Here is a 15,979-nt window from a genome sequence, read left to right as displayed (position 1 = left end):
GAACTGGTCTATCCACAATGTTTATGAATTCCCTCTCACGATGCAGGAGTATGTTAGCACAGGGGTTAGAACTGCTTATCGACGGCCTCGCCAGGGGCGTGATTCTGTCGCTGTTCGGCCTCGGGATCACGCTCGTGTTCGGACTGGGAGAGATTCTCAATCTGCTCCTCGGCGTGTTCGCCGTCGTCGCCGTTATCGCGTGTTCACTACTGCTGGGGGCGGTTCCCGGACTGGCGATCGCCGGCTTGCTCGCCGTCGCGTTCGTGGCGCTCTTCGCGTTGGTGTTAGACCGAACGGTGATCTCGCTGGTGTATCGAGAGGAGGGAGAAGATCGGATCCTGCTCGGGATCTTCGTCACGCTCGGCCTGTCGCTGTTCTTCGAGGGGTTACTCTTCATTTACTACCCGGGGAGCGTCTTCCTCGACGTCGGCGTTCCGTCGATGACTGTCGCGGGCGCGAGCCTCACCGGCTCCTCGATCGCGGTGATCGCCGCCGCGGCGGTGTTGTTCGGACTCATCTACTACTTCTTCAATTACACGTACCTCGGGATCGGCACGCGGACCGTGATTCAGGACGAGACCGGTGCCGTCCTCTGCGGGATCCCACCCCGACGGGTACAGGCGATCGTGTTCGTACTGAGTGCCGCCATCGCGGGCGTCGCAGGCGTGTTCTACGCACTCGAAGCGGAGGTCACTCCCGCGAGCTCCTTCACCTTGACGTCGTTCGCGATCATGGTGTCGATCGTCGGCGGCGTCGACAGCATCTCGGGGACCGTGGCGGCCGGAATCGTGCTCGGAATCATCATGACGGTCGCCGGGTCCCTGTTCGGATCGTACCTTGCGACCGTCACGCTGTTCGCGGCTGCGATCGCCGTCCTGATCTATAAACCGGAGCAGATATCATGAACGCAAACAACCCCCTCTCGTCGCTTCGTGGTCAACTGCCAGTCATCGCGGTGTTCGCCGCACTCCTATTAGTGCCGCCGCTGTTCTTCGATCCGTCGACGACGTACCTCTCGCGGCGGTTCATCACCGTGATGATCTTCGCCATCTTCGCGATGGCGCTCAACATCATCTTCGGCGAGACCGATCAGCTGATCCTCTATATGGGCGGTATCGCCGCGCTCGGGACGTACACGACCGTCCTGACGGCCCAGTACTTCGAGATCTCGCCGTGGCTCACCCTCTTTGTGGGGGCGTTCGTTTCCGGCGTGTTCGGCGCGCTCGTCTGCTATGTGGCCGCCCGTCGGCAGTTCACCGTGATCGTCCTCGCGATCGTGACGTTCGCGTTCCAGATGATCATTATGGAGGTGATCGTGGGGCTTCGAGACATCACCGGCGGCACCACGGGAATCCCGTTCCGCGACCTCGACCTCCCGGCCGTCGAGAGTGCGCTCGGAATCGGGGCGTTCGCGCTCCAATTCTACGTGCTCGTCGGGATCTTCGCGGCCGTCTTCGCCCTGTATATGTGGTTGACGAACTCGAAGTACGGATTGGCGTTCGCCGCGATCCGGCAGGACGAGTTCGCGGCTCGCGCGACGGGGATCGACGCCATCAGGCTGAAAGTGTTCGCGGGCTTCCTCAGCACGTTTATCATCGGATTCGTCGGCCCCTTCTACGCGCAGACGACGGGAATCGTGATCCCGGGGCTGTTCAGTTTCAACGGCGTCGACGTCCTCGTGCTGATCATCCTCGTCCTCGGCGGGCTTCGATCGCGGTTCGGTCCGCTCGTCGGCGCGGCCATCGTCATCTACCTCGACAACCTGCTCTCGCAGTTCGGTCAGTGGCGGACGGTCACCTTCGGCCTGCTCCTGACGATCCTCTTCATCTACTTCCAGGACGGGATTCTGCCGATGGCGCAGTCGATGTACGAAGAGCGAGGGATCCGCGACCGGCTTGCGGGGCTCCGAAGCGGCGAGTAAACGCGAGACTGTTTCGAGGTTCCACCCCTTCACGGCGTGGCCCGTTTTTCTTGTTCGGTGGTAGCACACCGGTACTTTCAATAGCTGCGATCCGAAGTGTAACGTGATGAACGCAGCTATCGAGAGCGTCGCGGTTCTCGGCGCGGGCAGTATGGGCCACGGGATCGCCGAAGTGGCCGCCATCGCCGGGTACGAGGTCGTGATGCGCGACATCAAAGAGGAGTTCGTCGAAAACGGTTACGAGCAGATCGAGTGGAGCCTCGGCAAACTCGCCGAGAAAGGACAGATCGACGAAGACGCCGACGACGTCTTAGATCGCGTCTCGACGACCGTCGACCTCGAAGCCGCAGTGTCCGATGTCGACCTCGTGATCGAGGCCGCGCCAGAGGACCTGGACCTCAAGCGCGACATCTTCGCCGACGTCGACGCCGCGTCCGGCGACGAGACGATTATGGCGACGAACACCTCGAGCCTCCGCGTCAGCGACATCGCGGACGCGACCGACCAGCCCGAGTACGTCTGCGGGATGCACTTTTTCAACCCCCCGGTGAAGATGGATCTCGTCGAGGTCGCTTCCTGCGAGCAGACCGATCCGGCTGTCGTCGACGACGCGATAGAGTTCGTCGAGTCGATGGACAAGACGCCGATTAGAGTTCGAAAGGACGTCCCGCAGTTCGTCGTCAACAACGTCCTGACACCGCTGATGGGCGAGGCGGGCTTCATGCTCGACGAGGGCGACGTCACGATTCGGGATGTCGACGCCGCGATGGTGTTCCAGCGCGGTTATCCGATGGGGCCGTTCGAGCTCAACGACTTCGGCGGACTGGACATCTTCACGCACTCGCGCGACCAGTGGGACCTGCCCGTGCCGGACTCCATCCGCTCGCGGGTCGACGCGGAGAACCTCGGCCGGAAAACTGGGAAAGGCTTTTACGACTACGAGGACGACGAGGGCGTGAACTACGAACCGACAGACGGCGAGGGGATAGACACGCTACGCATCGAGGCGCGGATGATCAACGAGGCGGCAAAACTGATCGGCGACGACGTCGCCGACCCCGAGGACATCGACATCGGGATGCGCCTCGGCGGCGGCCTCCCCGAGGGCACCTGTCGGACCGGCGATAAGCTCGGTCTCGACAACGTCCTCGAAAAACTCCGCGACCTCCACGAGCGTACGGGCGCGGACCGCTACGAACCCGCCGACTACCTCGTCGAACTGGTCGAGAACGGCCACACCGGCGAGAAGGCGGGGCGCGGCTTCTACGACTACCGCGACGGCGGCCCGTATCATTTCATCAGCCACGACCTGAGCGACGACGGCGTCCTCACCGTGCTCTTCGACCGCGAGGAGCGGCTCAACGCCTTCTCGACGGATATGTTCGACGAGGTCAAGCGCGTGCTCGACACCGTCGACGACGAGGAGGTCGCCTGCGTCGTCTTCGAGGGCGCGGGCGACCGCGCGTTCAGCGCGGGCGCGGACATCACTGGGTTCACCACCGCGGAAGCAACGGACCTCGCGAAGGTCGACGAGACCGTGCAGACGATCTACGAGTACCCGCGACCGACGATCGCGAAGATCGACGGCTTCTGTCTGGGCGCGGGCCTCGAAATCACGCTCGCGTGCGACCTCCGCTATGCGACCGAGGGCTCGACGCTCGGGAGCCCGGAGATCGACCTCGGGCTGATCCCCGGCGGCGGCGGCACCCAGCGACTGGTTCGGCTCGTCGGCGAGCCGAGAACGAAAGAGATGGTCTACCGCGGGATGCAACTCTCGGCGGAACGCGCCGAGGACTGGGGCATCCTCAATCGCGCCGTCGAGGAGGAGGAGTTCGAGACGCTGATCGACGACGTGACGAGCGACCTCGCGACCGGGCCGCAGACGGCCCTCGAAGTCGCGAAGAAGGTCATCCAGCAGGGGCAGAACGCCAGCCTCGACACCGGGCTGACGCTGGAGAGTCAGGGCTTCGGGCTGCTCGCGACGACCGACGATATGCTCGAAGGCGTCGCGGCGTTCAACCAGGATAGAGAAGCCGACTTCGGGGGCGAGTGAGATGACGCGGAACGTCGGCATCGTCGGCGGCGGCCACACGAAGTGGGGCGTCCGCGAGGCGAGCTACAAGGATCTGATCCAGGAGGCGGGCAAGGCGACCTTCGAGGACGTCCCGGACGTGACGCCCGACGACATCGAGGGGCTCTTCGTGGGCTCCGTCCAGCCCGAGCGGTTCGCCTTCCAGACGCACGTCGCGCCGATGGTTGCTGAGCTGCTCGGCATCGACGTCGATAGTATGATCGCGCGCACCGAACTGGCGTGTGCGAGCGGTCAGGCGGCGCTGCGCTACGCGTGGCTCGCGATCGCCGCGGGGCAGATCGACACCGCGCTCGTCCTCGGCGTCGAGAAGATGAACCTCCCGCGGGAGTACACGCCCGAGGCCCAGACCAGCATGGCGAACGTGATGGACCGGGAGTTCGACGGCGTCAACGGCTTCAACGCGCCGCCGTACTTCGCGATGATCGCGCAGCGCCATATGCACGAGTACGACACCACGCGCGAGCAGCTCGCGCTCGTCGCCGCGAAGAACAAGACCCACGCCGCGAACAACGCGTTCGCGCAGTTCCAAAAGGAAGTGTCCGTCGAGGACGTCGTCGACTCGTTCCCGCTGTCGCCGCCGCTGTGTCTGTTCGACTGCAGCGGCGTGACCGACGGCGCTGCCGGGCTCATCCTGATGAGCGAGGAGAAAGCCCGCGAAGTGACCGACGAGGCGGCGTGGATCACCGGGAGCGGACAGACCTGCCTTTCGAGCAACTCCATCAACAACCTCCCGTCGATGTCGGCGTGGCCGCAGGCGACGCAGGCGGCCGAGCAGGCCTACGAACAGGCCGGGATCGACGACCCCCTGAAGGAACTCGACGTCGCGGAGGTCCACGACTGCTTCTCGATCAGCGAGATCGTCGAGTACGAGGATCTCGGTTGGGTCGAGAAGGGAGAGGGAGGACAGTTCGTCGAGGACGGCCGCAGCGAACTCGACGGCGACATCGCAGTCAACCCCCGCGGTGGGCTACTCGGCTGCGGACACCCGTTAGGTGCGACCGGCGTCTCGCAGGCGCTGGAGGTGTTCAATCAGTTCCGCGGCACCGTCGAACCCGAACGACAGGTTCCCGACCCCGAGACCGGCTTGATTCACAATCTCAGCGGCAGCGCCTCGGTACACAGCGTGATGACTCTCGCGCGAGGACGACAATGAACGAGCACAACGACGAGAACCGAACGGAGCGACGAGGCGGAACCGAGATCGCGACCGACGGCGGGAGCGACAGAGACGTCGTCGAACTCCCCCACCAGATCGAACTCCCGCGGCTGCTCGACTTCTACGAGCTACAGACCGAGGAGACGACGAAGATCAGCGAGTTCTACGACAACCTCGCCGACGGGCAGTTGACGACGACGCGGTGCACCGAATGCGACGAACTGCACTTCCCGCCGCGCATCGTCTGTCCGGAGTGTCACAGCGACGACCTCGAATACGTGGACCTCCCCCACGAGGGCGAGTTATTCGCGTTCTCGACGGTTCGGGCGGGCGCGCCGATGGGAATGGAGGACGAAGTGCCGTTCGTGCTCGGCATCGTTGACCTCGGCGACGTCAGACTCTCCGCACACGTCGACAACGCGGAGTACGAGGACCTCGAAATCGGCGACGCCGTGGAGATGAAGATCGTCGAGATCGACGGGCCCGTCGATCACGAACGGGTTTTTTACCGGTTCGAACCACAGGAGTAAGCAAATGAAAGACTACGAACTCACGATCACGAAGTTCCTGCAACGGGCGGTCGACCTCTTCGACCACAAGGAGATCGTCTCGAAGCTCTCGGACGGATCGGTCCACCGATACACGTACGGCGACGCCTACGATCGAATCTGTCAGCTCGCGCACGCGCTCGACGATTACGGCTTAGAGATGGGCGATCGTGTATCGGTGATGGCGGTCAATCACTACCGCCATTACGAATTGTACTTCGGCCCCTCCTGCAGCGGGCGGAGCATCCACACGACGAACCACCGGCTGCCGGAACACCACCTCGTGGAGATCATCAACGAGGCCGAGGATCGGATGCTGTTCGTCGATCCCGAATTCCTCGACACGGCCGAGGCCATCGCCGACGACCTCGAAACCGTCGAGCAGTACGTCGTCCTCGCCGACGAGGTGCCGGAGACCGGATTGGAAAACGTCGTCGACTACGAGTCGTTCATCGCGGGCTACGACACCGAGTACGACTGGCCCGAACTGGACGAGGAGCGGGAGTTCGCGCTCTGTTACACCTCCGGAACGACCGGTCTCCCGAAGGGCGTCCAGTACCGCCACCGGCGGATGTTCTTACACACGCTGGTCCACGGCCACGTCGACGTCTTCGGCGTCAGCGAGAACGACACGGTGATGCCGGTCGTGCCGATGTTTCACGTCAACGGGTGGGGGTTCCCCTACTCGGGGACGTTCTACGGGTCGAAACTCGTCCTCCCCGGACAGCACACCTCGCCACAGGAGGTCGCGGACCTGATCGACGCCGAGGACGTGACGGTCGCCGCCGCGGTCCCGACCGTCTGGATCGATATGGACGGCTACCTCGAATCCGTCGACGGCGAACCGCTCGCGAGTCTCGACCGCGTCCTCACCGGCGGGAGCGCGCCGCCAGCGTCGCTGATGCAGAAGTACGAGGAAGTGTACGAGGCACCCATCTACCAGGGATACGGGATGACCGAGGCCTCGCCGCACCTGGCGAACACGTTCGAGACGACCCAGATGCGCGGCCTCGACGAGGAGACGCGCTACCAACTCAAGCGGAAGGCGGGGATTCCGGCCCCCGGCGCGCGGATCCGCCTCCGAGACACCGACGGCGACCCGGTCCCGCACGACGGCGAGACGCCCGGAGAGATCCACGCGCGGTCGCCGTGGCTCACCGACGGCTACTTCAAGCGTCCGGAGGCCAACGAGACGTCGTTCTCAGAGGACGGGTGGTTCAAGACCGGCGACGTCGCCACCATCGACGAGTTCGGCTACCTCGACATCGTCGACCGCATCGACGACGCGATCAAGAGCGGCGGCGAATGGATCTCCTCGGTCGAACTGGAGAACTCCATCATCGACGCCGACGGCGTAGCGGAAGCCGCGGTCGTCAGCGTCCCGCACGAGAAGTGGCAGGAGCGGCCGGTCGCCTTCGTCGTCGTGAACGACCCGAGCGTGGACGAGGCGGTGCTCCGAGAGCACTTACTCGAAACGTTCCCGAAGTGGTGGCTTCCGGATGTATTCCGGTTCGTCGACGAGATCCCGAAGACGACGACGCACAAGTTCAACAAGAAGAATCTACGGGAGCGGTTCACCGACGAACACGGCGAGCTTCCGCTCGAGGAGTGATCCCGTCGGCGACCGCCGAACGTCTCTGAAATCGAAATAGATCGAATACACCTATGAAATCAGACATACTCACACCGACTGTCGTTCCCGAGGAGGCGCACGAACCGAAATCCCGCGCGCGGTCGTTCGCAAACGAGCGGATGGCCCCGGTGGCCGCGGAGTACTTCGAGTCCGGCGCGTACCCAGACGACGTCGTCGACGCCGCCCACGAAGCCGGACTCGTGGCCCAGGAGATCGATACCGAGTACGGCGGTCCGGGGCGTTCGCTCGAAGCGATCGTCGCGACCGTCGAGGAGTTCTTCCGCGCGGACGCCGGACTCGGCCTCGGGGTCGTCAGCCAGAGCTTCGGGACCGAGATCCTCCAGGAGTTCGGCACCGAGGCGCAAAAGGACGAGTACCTCCGGGCCGTCGCCGCGGGCGAAAAGCGCACGGGGATGGCGATCACCGAACCCGACACCGGGAGCGACCTCGCGGGGATGGAAACTGAAGCAAAACTGGAGGGCGACGAGTGGGTGCTCAACGGAGAGAAATACTGGATCGGCAACGGCGTCTCCGGCGATTACATCACCGTCTACGCCCGCACCGAGGACAGCGACGACCGCCACAGCAACCACTCGCTCGTTCTCGTTCCGACGGACGCGCCCGGCTACGAGGCCGAACCGGTACCGGAGAAGATGGCCTACCGTGCGTCCGAACAGGCGCACATCGTCTTCGACGACTGTCGGGTCCCGAAGGAGAACCTCGTCGGGGAGCGCGGCAACGGGTTCAAGATGGTCGCGGAGTTCTTCAACTCCGGCCGAGTGCGCGTCGCCGCGCACGGGATCGGAATCGCGGCGGCCGCCATCGAGGAGGCGTGGGACTTCGTCCACGGCCGCGAGGAGTTCGGCCGGTCGGTCGCGGACTTCCAGTCGGTCCAGCACGACCTCGCGGAGATGCGGATGGAGTTCGAGAGCGCCCGCGCGCTGCTGTGGCAGGCGGTCGATCACGTCCAACGTGGCGAGGACGCCGAGCGCTGGGCCGCGATGGCGAAGGCGAAAGCCACCGAGGTCGCCGCCGACTGCGCCGAGACGGCGATGAAACTCCACGGCGGACGGGCGCTGCTGGACGGCGAGCGCGTGACCCGTGTCTACCGCGACGTCCGGATGCCGATGACCTACGAGGGCGTCGGCGCGATTCAGCGCGATCTGATCTACCGCAACTTCTGAGCGAACGCTCGCTTTGACGTTGCGATACGTACCGTGAGAACGCGGCTTCTATCCATTCTGTGGACTGTCGTTCGCCCGAACGACAGAGAGTGCGGCAGACAAATTCACTGCTCGGGACGGAACGATGAGAAGCGGTCCGCGACGCCGTCTCGGTGGGTCGCGGTCGATTCAGTAGTTACCCGTCGAGGCGATCGGCGGGGCGTCGTGCGGGCCGTACGGCGCGTCGTCGAGGTACTCACCGGCTGGCTCGAAGTACTCCGCGAGCGACGCGGCGACTTCCTTTCGGAGGACGGTGACCGGCGTGTCGCCCTGCAGGTAGTCGAGCGCCTCCCCGGCGGCGGCGATGTTGTACTCGGCGGCCCGCTCGCGTCGGGCGGCGTACAGTTCGACCTCGTTGCGGGCGACGGCGTCCTGTCGTGCGCGCGCGGCGACCGCGATGGCCGAGGCGGCCTCGTCGGCGTCGGCGACGCAGGAGTTCATCCCGCGGGCGCCGAACGGCGCGAGCAGGTGTGCGGCCTCGCCCGCGAGGAGCACGCGGCGGTGCTCGTCGACGAAGGAGTCGGCGATCACCTGCAGGAACTTGTACGTCGAGGTCCACTGGATGTTGTCGACGTACTCTTCGCCCATAATGTCGCGGACCAGTTTTCGCATCTCCGCGTCGCTGGATATCTCCTCGGGGTCGTCGTCGCCGAGACACTGGATGTCGAGCCGCCACCCGCCAGCGAACGGAACGAGCATCACGTTGCGGCCGCCAGCGGCGGGGTCGTCGTAGTGGAACAGCCGCTCGAACGGGATCGGCTCTTCCTCGATGGTGTTGCCGTCGAGCGTCTCGACGTCGACGATGATGAAGGAGTTCTCCGACTGGTCGCCCTCGAACTCCGAGCCGATCTCTTTTCGCACCTGCGAGCCGCCGCCGTCGGCGCCGATGAGGTACGGCGTCTCCCACTCTTGTCCGTCGGCCGTCTCGACGTGAACGCCCTCAGGCGTGGTTTCGACGGACTCCACGCCAGCGTCCCAATGGATCTCGATGCCGAGGTCGTCAAGCGCCTCGTGCATGTACTTCTCGGTGGTGACCTGCGGGAGGCTCGCGAAGTGGGGGAACTCCCCACTGCCGCCGGGGTTGTCGTACGTGCGTCGGAACACGGTCTTGCCGCGCCACATCGTGTGGCGGGTCGGCCAGACGAGCCCCTCGTCGACGAGGTCCTTCCCGAGGCCGGGGTAGTTTCGTTCGAGCGTCTTGAGCGTCGAGCCGTGGACGTAGATCGCCCGGCTCCCGGCGCGGTCTCGGTCCTCGGAGTCGGCCTCGAGGATCGCCGCGGGAATGCCGCGGGCGTGAAGCGCGAGCGCGGCGGTCATCCCCGTCGGTCCGGCACCGGCGATCAACACGGGCTGGTCGATGTCAGTTGAGCTCATCGTGTCTACGTGGACGTTATCGCACAGACTTCATAATCGTTGTGGTTGCACCGGCGATAGAGCGCCGGAGACGTCCGTTACCGCGGAATAGAGCGCGAGCTACGCCGTCCACAAACGTCCTCCGGGCGTCCCCACAGGCCGACGATCCCTGGACGTCCGGCTGACCGACCGCCTAGTCACACACGCCGATGAGTCCAGTCCCCCGCAGAGGTCGAAGGGACGTTCGGCTCAGTTCAGTCCGAGCTTCTTGCCGACCCAGTGGTCGCGTCCGGCAAAGACGAACTCCTCTTCGCTCTCGAAGATCGTCGTCTCGGAAACGAACCCGTCCCACGCGCCGCGGGGAATCTGTTCGAGGTCGTCCGCGGAGGTCGCCTCCGAGGGGCTCGCAGCGACCATCTCGTCGAACGTCTCGAACTCGGTGTTCTCCTGAATGAACTCATCGTCGAAGATCTCTCGGAGCGGGATTTCCTCGTCCTCGCCGACGACCTCTCGCGGATCCGGCAGATCCGTGGCCAGTTCGGCAGCCTCTTCCAGATTTGACTCTCGGGACATATTTCGGCGTTCGGACCACTGTACATAAATCCTTGCGGTACGCCGGTGAGATCGTTCTCGAACGACACCGGACTTCAGGAAGACTCGGGACGAACCGATTCGGACCACGACCGACAGGGATCACGAACCAACTTGGAGCACGAACCATTTCGGATCACGAATCACTTCAGATCAGAGACCAAGCCGCGTCCCGATGGGCGGCCCGTCGAACCGCCCTCGACACGCGCACACGTCGGCGAACGAAGGATTTTCTACGGGCGCTTACGTGGCTGACGTATGCGATATTTCGAGGACGTCGAGGTCGGATCGACCGCGACGTTCGGAGGCTACGAGGTGACGGCGCGGGAGATCAAAGAGTTCGGCGCGCAGTACGATCCCCAACCGTTTCACACCGACGACGCGGCCGCAGCCGAGTCGATGTTCGGCGGACTCGTCGCCTCCGGGTGGCACACGATGGCGATGTGTATGCGGATGATCACCGAACAGCCGGACCCGCTGGCGGCGCTCGCGGGCGTCGGCGCTGACAATATCCGCTGGCGGAAGCCGGTCCGGCCGGGTGATCGGTTACACCTCCGCACGGAAGTACTCGAAAAGCGGCCCTCCGAAACGCACGACGACCGCGGATACGTCACGACCAGGGGCGAAGCGATCAACCAGGATGACGCGGTCGCGGCGAGTTTCGAGGTCATCGCGCTCGTCAAGCGGCGAACCCACGAGTAGGCGCTCCTTTGAGCCGGGACCGTCCGGCCGCTGGCTCCAACGAGGTTCTCACTAGTGATAACTAGACGAACCAATTATATGCTGACACGATCCACACCCTCGCAATGGCACACCAACTGGCCGCCCCCGAATCAGCGTCCCTCGCCCCCGATCTCTCGGACGATCTAAGCGAGTCAGAACGATACCGCGCCGAACGGGACCACTGGCGACACATGTTCGATCAGCTCGCCGCGGAGTTCCCCGAACCGGTGATCGTCGTCGACGACGACGGGCGATTGACCCACTGGAACGAGGAACAGGCGTCGTTCGTCGGTCTCGCGGCGGAGGAGGCGCTCGGCCAGCGCGCCCACGAGGTCATCGGAACCGAGGCCGTGACAGAGACGCTCGCGGAGAAGGTCGCGCGCACTGGGGAGACGATCAGAGAGCGGGAGGTTCGAACGATCACCAACACCGCGGGCGAGAAGGGACACGGTCGAGCGATGGGCGTCCCCCTCAGCGCGCCCGACGGATCCGTCGTCGGGTCTTTCGAGGTGCTCTATCAGGTGACTGATCTGGTCGAGCAGCGCGAGTCGATGGAACACGTGCAGACGCAAGTTCGCGAGGAACTCGAACAGACGGTCGGGTGGCTCGAAGACGCGTCTTCGCAGGTGACCGAAAACGTCGACGTCATCGCCGAGGTGGCAGAGCGGGAGGCGGCTCACGTCCGCGAGGTCGACGACGAGATTCAGACGTTCAGCGCGACGACCCAAGAGGTCGCCGCGAGCGTCGAAACGATCAGTACGCAGAGTTCGGAGACGGCGGATCTCGCGACCGATTCCGAGGAGTCGACGACGGGGTTGCTCGAAACCGTCGAGGACGTCGCGCGGGCGAGCGATCGGATGGCGTCGGACGCGGAGGACCTCGCCGACCGAGTCGCGGAGATCGATGACGTCGTCGCCGTGATCGACGACATCGCCGACCAGATCAACATCCTCGCGCTGAACGCCTCGATCGAGGCCGCGCGTGCCGGAGAGGCCGGAGCGGGTTTCGCCGTCGTCGCCGATGAGGTCAAATCCCTCGCCGCGGAGTCGAAGACGGAGGCCGACCGGATCGAAGAGCTCGTCGAATCGATCTCCACCATCGCGGCCGACACGGTCGAGGGGGTCGAACAGACGACCGCACGGGTCGAGGAGATCGAATCGCAGATCGAGACGGTCAACGAGAACCAGCGCGAGATCCAGGCCTCGATCGCGGACGTCTCCGAACAGCTCGAACAAATCGCGACCGCGACGGACGAACAGGCGACGAGCGCGGAGGACATCTCGGCGATGCTCGGAACGACGGTTGAGGGCGTCGAACGCATCGCGACCGAGGTCGCCGAACTCGCGGCCGCGAACGAAAAGCAGACCGAAGAGGTCGCCGAGATCCGTCAGAGCGTCGAGGCGCTGGAACGAAACCTCTCCTCGGTGGTTCAAACCGAATAGCGCCGGACCGAGGCTCGGCTCTCGCCCCCTATTCGACGCTGCTACCGCAGACGAGTACCGGTCGGTGCGTCCCCAAGATCACGTCCTGTGTCACACTCCCGAACAGCGCCTTCCCCGTGGGTGAACGCTTGCGCCCGCCGACGCAGATCTGATCGACGTTCAACTCCTCAGCGTACCGGAGGATCTCGTCCGACGGTGACCCGCTCGCCTCCAGCAGTTCGACGTCCACTCCGGCGTCTTCCAATCGGTCCGAGGCCACTCGGACGGCTTCGACCTGGTGGACGGAAGCCCCCTCGGGGTTGTCGCTGAAGACGTGGAGGATATACACCTCCGCGGCGCTCGCGGTCTCGACCATAGCCTCGATCGCGTTCGTCTGTGCCTGTGCCTGCGGTACGTCGTCGTCCAGTGCGAGCAGTACTCGAACCATATCGGTCAATCGATGGGCCATCTACTTATAACTCCACGCCGATTCCCGCCTCAGTAGCGCGGTTCACTGTCCTCGTTGGACCATCTTTCGTCACCTGTTCGATACTGTCGAATAATCTGTTCACGGAATACGGCCGCTCGCAGCCGACCCGTCGCTCGAATCAGCGGTTGACCGGACGTCCACAGCGGCACCTGGATTTATCCCCCCGGGTCCCCGTACGGACGGTATGCTGCGACCGTTCGAGGACGCGGAACCCGTAGTCGCCGGGGACGCGTTCGTCTCGGAGATGGCGTATCTCGTCGGCGACGTCGACGTCGCCGAACGAGCGAGTATCTGGCCGTTTACGTGCCTCCGGGGACACGGCACCGCCGTCGAAGTGGGACCCGAAACGAACGTCCAGGAGTTCTCGATGCTACACGGCGCGAAACTCGGTGAAGCGGTTACCGTCGGCCACGGTGCGGTGGTCGACTACGCGGAGGTGGCCGATCATTCGCTCGTGGGGATGCAAAGCGCCGTCCTCAAAGGCGCGACTGTCGAAGAGCGCTGCATCGTCGCGGCCAACGCCGTCGTCTCGCACGATCAGACGGTCCCCGCGGGCCACTTGGCGTACGGGACGCCCGCCGAAACCCGACCCCTCACTGAATCACAGTTGGCCCAAATCGACCGGATTCACGAGACGTACGTCGAATTGGCCGCGCGGTTCCGCGAGGCGGGACTTGATACTCGCTCTCGTGAGTGAATTCTGCCTCCCCGTTCGAATTTGACGAACAGGGTTTGACTCCCGATTCACGGTTCCTGTACGTAACCGTCGGGAGATCTTCGGATAACCGTCTCCCGGCATCGAGTCGAAACTCGACCGTTCGCAAAATCCGGACGTTGTGACGGTAACATCCGTACGGTTGTTATCCATTATGTTAGGCGCATTAAATTCGATGAGGTCGAACAACAATTCGCCTGTTGCGATGTCATATTCGTGTACTGCATTCGGGAAACCGCACGCGACACTTACTTGGCTGCCGTTCGCCGAATACGCGTATGGGCCGAGAACCGAACGAAAGTCGAGGGATCAAATCCGACGGGACGTTATTCGACATCATCGAAATCCTTCGAACGCTCGATGGTGCAGGAGTCACGGAACTCGCCGACCGGCTCGACATCGCCAAGAGCACGGTTCACGGGCACCTGACGACGCTCCTCGGCCGCGGATTCGTGGTCAAGCGGGGACAGGAGTATCACCTCGGTCTCAGGTTTTTCGAGTACGGCCAGTACGTTCGGGGACAGCTCGATATCTTCCAATCCGGCCTGGCTGCCGTCGATCGACTCGAACGGGAGACCGGGGAGATGTCGTGGCTCATCACCCACCAGAACGGGAAGGCGATCTACGTGTACGGTCGCGGGGGGAAAAACGACATCAACGTCAACACGATCCTCGGAACGCGGGTTCACATGCACTACAACTCGGGTGGAAAGGCGATTCTCGCACACCTCCCCGACGACGAGGTCGACCGGATCGTCGATCGGCACGGCCTCCCGGCACGCACAAAAAACACGATCACGGACCGACAGCAACTGACCGAGGAACTCGAAGCGATCCGCGAACAGGGGTACGCCCTCAACCTCAGCGAGGATTTGGAGGGCATTCAGGCGATCGGCGTCCCGCTGACCGTCGACGGCGAGGTTCAGGGCGCGTTGAGCGTCGCGGGGCCCGCACACCGGATGTCCAAAGCGCGCTGCGAGGGCGAGATACTCGAGCACCTGCGCGCGGCGACCGACGAAATCGACCTGACGATCGCCTACCGGTGATTTCCGCCTCGGTGCGGTCGGTACACTCCTCTCTTTCCGGATCGATCGGTGAATCCCACTCAACCCCGAACGATACGTACCCGCTCCCCTCCAGTGACGCTCATCTGACGACAGTTTCGATGACGCGTTCGACGAGGACGAATCCGGTGCAGCCGCCGTCACACGCGGCGAAAAAGAGCGCGACTGCGAAGACGTACGTCGACGTCATCTGGACTCGAACGAGCGACTCGTCGTCGAGTCGCATCGTCGCGAGGGCACAGGTCACGGGAGCCGAGGCGGCGGCGAACGCAAATAACGGTCGCGCGGAGACGACGCCGAGGAGTCCGCCGAGGCCGAGGCCGACGACTGCAACCGCAGTGAACGAGAAGACTCCGAGAGCGACCCGATCGGCCCCGCTCGCACTCAAGGCGACCGGGATGGTGCGCTTGCCGATCGATTCGTCGAACGATTCGTCCAGGCGGTCGATACCGATCTTGATCCCCGACAACAGCCCGGCGAAGAGGAGAGCCACGAGGACGACGAGCGGGTCGATCACGTCGGACTGCGTCGCGTAGCCGCCGACGAGGGTGAGCGCGATGCCGAGCGGATAATCGACGGTCACCGTCACGGGGTGTCGATCGAGATACGGCGCGTGCAGCAGCGCGAGCGAGAGGAGCGCAATCGTCGACAGCGCGGGGATCGGTCCCGCCGTCGCCGCGAGGATTCCCGAGAGCAGGAGCACGCCCGCCGACCCGGCGCCGACGCCCCACCGAAACGTCGAAACGCCGAGACGCGGTTCCTCTTCCCCGCGAAGATGCCCGTCGACGTAGCCGTCGCGCAAGTGCGCCACGTAGAGCGCGAGCCCGACCGTCGCGGCGTGTAGCGCTGCGATAGACCACTCGAACGCAATGTTCGGAGCGAGGGCGGCCCCGTAGGCGGACATCCCGACCGCCGGGAGCATAAACGTCGGCCGCACGTGCGCGAGTAGTCCTTCCAGCCCCCGGCGCGCCCGTGTCATATCTCACGGGTTCCGACGCTGCGGTGATAAAGCCGCCGCGTCGGTGACAGTGAGGTCACGAGACTCGTCT

General features: G+C 64.2%; 15 protein-coding genes. 11 read left to right on the top strand and 4 right to left on the bottom strand.

Translation table 11 applies throughout. The features are described 5' to 3' along the window. Positions 1 to 50: 50 nt before the first annotated feature. The 7 genes from FJT57_RS01565 to FJT57_RS01535 all read left to right on the top strand — a co-directional run bounded on the left by FJT57_RS01565 (position 51) and on the right by FJT57_RS01535 (position 8,534). The gene (locus FJT57_RS01565) at positions 51 to 905 is read left to right on the top strand and encodes a branched-chain amino acid ABC transporter permease (protein ID WP_144901051.1); all 855 of its coding nucleotides are present in this window, start codon (positions 51 to 53) and stop codon (positions 903 to 905) included. Further along, the gene (locus FJT57_RS01560) at positions 902 to 1,921 is read left to right on the top strand and encodes a branched-chain amino acid ABC transporter permease (protein WP_144901050.1); all 1,020 of its coding nucleotides are present in this window, start codon (positions 902 to 904) and stop codon (positions 1,919 to 1,921) included. The genes FJT57_RS01565 and FJT57_RS01560 overlap by 4 nt, the downstream gene beginning before the upstream one ends. Positions 1,922 to 2,027: 106 nt before the next feature. Further along, positions 2,028 to 3,974, top strand: coding sequence for a 3-hydroxyacyl-CoA dehydrogenase/enoyl-CoA hydratase family protein (locus FJT57_RS01555; protein WP_203229068.1), 1,947 nt, complete (start codon positions 2,028 to 2,030; stop codon positions 3,972 to 3,974). 1 nt (position 3,975) lies between these two features. Continuing rightward, entirely contained in the window at positions 3,976 to 5,166 is a 1,191-nt protein-coding gene (locus FJT57_RS01550; RefSeq protein WP_144901048.1) for a thiolase C-terminal domain-containing protein, read from the top strand. Then, complete coding sequence (locus FJT57_RS01545; protein ID WP_144901047.1) at positions 5,163 to 5,699, top strand: Zn-ribbon domain-containing OB-fold protein; 537 nt, start codon at positions 5,163 to 5,165, stop codon at positions 5,697 to 5,699. The genes FJT57_RS01550 and FJT57_RS01545 overlap by 4 nt, the downstream gene beginning before the upstream one ends. Before the next feature lie 4 nt (positions 5,700 to 5,703). After that, the gene (locus tag FJT57_RS01540; protein ID WP_144901046.1) at positions 5,704 to 7,329 is read left to right on the top strand and encodes a long-chain fatty acid--CoA ligase; all 1,626 of its coding nucleotides are present in this window, start codon (positions 5,704 to 5,706) and stop codon (positions 7,327 to 7,329) included. Between the two features lie 53 nt (positions 7,330 to 7,382). Further along, positions 7,383 to 8,534, top strand: a complete 1,152-nt coding sequence (locus FJT57_RS01535) for an acyl-CoA dehydrogenase family protein (RefSeq protein WP_144901045.1) — start codon at positions 7,383 to 7,385, stop codon at positions 8,532 to 8,534. 168 nt (positions 8,535 to 8,702) lie between these two features. Here FJT57_RS01535 and FJT57_RS01530 read toward each other — a convergent pair whose 3' ends face one another. Both FJT57_RS01530 and FJT57_RS01525 read right to left on the bottom strand, forming a co-directional pair. After that, positions 8,703 to 9,947 (bottom strand): FAD-dependent monooxygenase, encoded by a 1,245-nt coding sequence (locus FJT57_RS01530; RefSeq protein WP_144901044.1) that lies wholly within the window; start codon positions 9,945 to 9,947, stop codon positions 8,703 to 8,705. Between the two features lie 228 nt (positions 9,948 to 10,175). Beyond that, positions 10,176 to 10,499 carry a hypothetical protein gene (locus tag FJT57_RS01525; protein WP_144901043.1) on the bottom strand — a complete coding sequence of 108 codons (324 nt, stop codon included), beginning with the start codon at positions 10,497 to 10,499 and terminating at the stop codon, positions 10,176 to 10,178. Between the two features lie 276 nt (positions 10,500 to 10,775). Between FJT57_RS01525 and FJT57_RS01520 the strand changes: the two genes are divergently transcribed. Both FJT57_RS01520 and FJT57_RS01515 read left to right on the top strand, forming a co-directional pair. After that, positions 10,776 to 11,219 (top strand): MaoC family dehydratase, encoded by a 444-nt coding sequence (locus FJT57_RS01520; RefSeq protein ID WP_144901042.1) that lies wholly within the window; start codon positions 10,776 to 10,778, stop codon positions 11,217 to 11,219. 104 nt (positions 11,220 to 11,323) lie between these two features. Continuing rightward, complete coding sequence (locus tag FJT57_RS01515; protein WP_144901041.1) at positions 11,324 to 12,682, top strand: methyl-accepting chemotaxis protein; 1,359 nt, start codon at positions 11,324 to 11,326, stop codon at positions 12,680 to 12,682. A gap of 28 nt (positions 12,683 to 12,710) precedes the next feature. Here FJT57_RS01515 and FJT57_RS01510 read toward each other — a convergent pair whose 3' ends face one another. Further along, positions 12,711 to 13,109 (bottom strand): universal stress protein, encoded by a 399-nt coding sequence (locus tag FJT57_RS01510; RefSeq protein WP_144901040.1) that lies wholly within the window; start codon positions 13,107 to 13,109, stop codon positions 12,711 to 12,713. Between the two features lie 226 nt (positions 13,110 to 13,335). Here FJT57_RS01510 and FJT57_RS01505 point away from each other — a divergent pair, with 226 nt between their 5' ends. Then, positions 13,336 to 13,848, top strand: coding sequence for a gamma carbonic anhydrase family protein (locus FJT57_RS01505; protein WP_144901039.1), 513 nt, complete (start codon positions 13,336 to 13,338; stop codon positions 13,846 to 13,848). Positions 13,849 to 14,144: 296 nt separating this feature from the next. Continuing rightward, a complete protein-coding gene (locus FJT57_RS01500; RefSeq protein ID WP_144901038.1) occupies positions 14,145 to 14,912 on the top strand; it encodes an IclR family transcriptional regulator in 768 nt (255 codons plus the stop codon). Positions 14,913 to 15,012: 100 nt separating this feature from the next. Here FJT57_RS01500 and FJT57_RS01495 read toward each other — a convergent pair whose 3' ends face one another. Then, the gene (locus tag FJT57_RS01495; RefSeq protein WP_144901037.1) at positions 15,013 to 15,909 is read right to left on the bottom strand and encodes a UbiA prenyltransferase family protein; all 897 of its coding nucleotides are present in this window, start codon (positions 15,907 to 15,909) and stop codon (positions 15,013 to 15,015) included. Positions 15,910 to 15,979: the final 70 nt, after the last annotated feature.

It is taken from the genome of Halobellus captivus (assembly GCF_007655485.1).
GTDB classification, from domain to species: domain Archaea; phylum Halobacteriota; class Halobacteria; order Halobacteriales; family Haloferacaceae; genus Haloquadratum; species Haloquadratum captivum.
Note: the sequence above shows the minus strand (reverse complement) of the source record. Positions and strands in the feature narration are given on the sequence as shown.

Excerpts from the sequence above, each read along its gene's own strand:
- FJT57_RS01545 (WP_144901047.1), top strand. The coding sequence starts at position 5,163 with ATGAACGAGCACAACGACGAGAACCGAACGGAGCGACGAGGCGGAACC.
- FJT57_RS01525 (WP_144901043.1), bottom strand. The coding sequence starts at position 10,499 with ATGTCCCGAGAGTCAAATCTGGAAGAGGCTGCCGAACTGGCCACGGAT.
- FJT57_RS01510 (WP_144901040.1), bottom strand. The coding sequence starts at position 13,109 with ATGGTTCGAGTACTGCTCGCACTGGACGACGACGTACCGCAGGCACAG.
- FJT57_RS01550 (WP_144901048.1), top strand. The coding sequence starts at position 3,976 with ATGACGCGGAACGTCGGCATCGTCGGCGGCGGCCACACGAAGTGGGGC.
- FJT57_RS01495 (WP_144901037.1), bottom strand. The coding sequence starts at position 15,909 with ATGACACGGGCGCGCCGGGGGCTGGAAGGACTACTCGCGCACGTGCGG.
- FJT57_RS01555 (WP_203229068.1), top strand. The coding sequence starts at position 2,028 with ATGAACGCAGCTATCGAGAGCGTCGCGGTTCTCGGCGCGGGCAGTATG.
- FJT57_RS01500 (WP_144901038.1), top strand. The coding sequence starts at position 14,145 with ATGGGCCGAGAACCGAACGAAAGTCGAGGGATCAAATCCGACGGGACG.
- FJT57_RS01560 (WP_144901050.1), top strand. The coding sequence starts at position 902 with ATGAACGCAAACAACCCCCTCTCGTCGCTTCGTGGTCAACTGCCAGTC.
- FJT57_RS01565 (WP_144901051.1), top strand. The coding sequence starts at position 51 with ATGTTAGCACAGGGGTTAGAACTGCTTATCGACGGCCTCGCCAGGGGC.
- FJT57_RS01505 (WP_144901039.1), top strand. The coding sequence starts at position 13,336 with ATGCTGCGACCGTTCGAGGACGCGGAACCCGTAGTCGCCGGGGACGCG.
- FJT57_RS01515 (WP_144901041.1), top strand. The coding sequence starts at position 11,324 with ATGGCACACCAACTGGCCGCCCCCGAATCAGCGTCCCTCGCCCCCGAT.
- FJT57_RS01520 (WP_144901042.1), top strand. The coding sequence starts at position 10,776 with ATGCGATATTTCGAGGACGTCGAGGTCGGATCGACCGCGACGTTCGGA.
- FJT57_RS01540 (WP_144901046.1), top strand. The coding sequence starts at position 5,704 with ATGAAAGACTACGAACTCACGATCACGAAGTTCCTGCAACGGGCGGTC.
- FJT57_RS01530 (WP_144901044.1), bottom strand. The coding sequence starts at position 9,947 with ATGAGCTCAACTGACATCGACCAGCCCGTGTTGATCGCCGGTGCCGGA.
- FJT57_RS01535 (WP_144901045.1), top strand. The coding sequence starts at position 7,383 with ATGAAATCAGACATACTCACACCGACTGTCGTTCCCGAGGAGGCGCAC.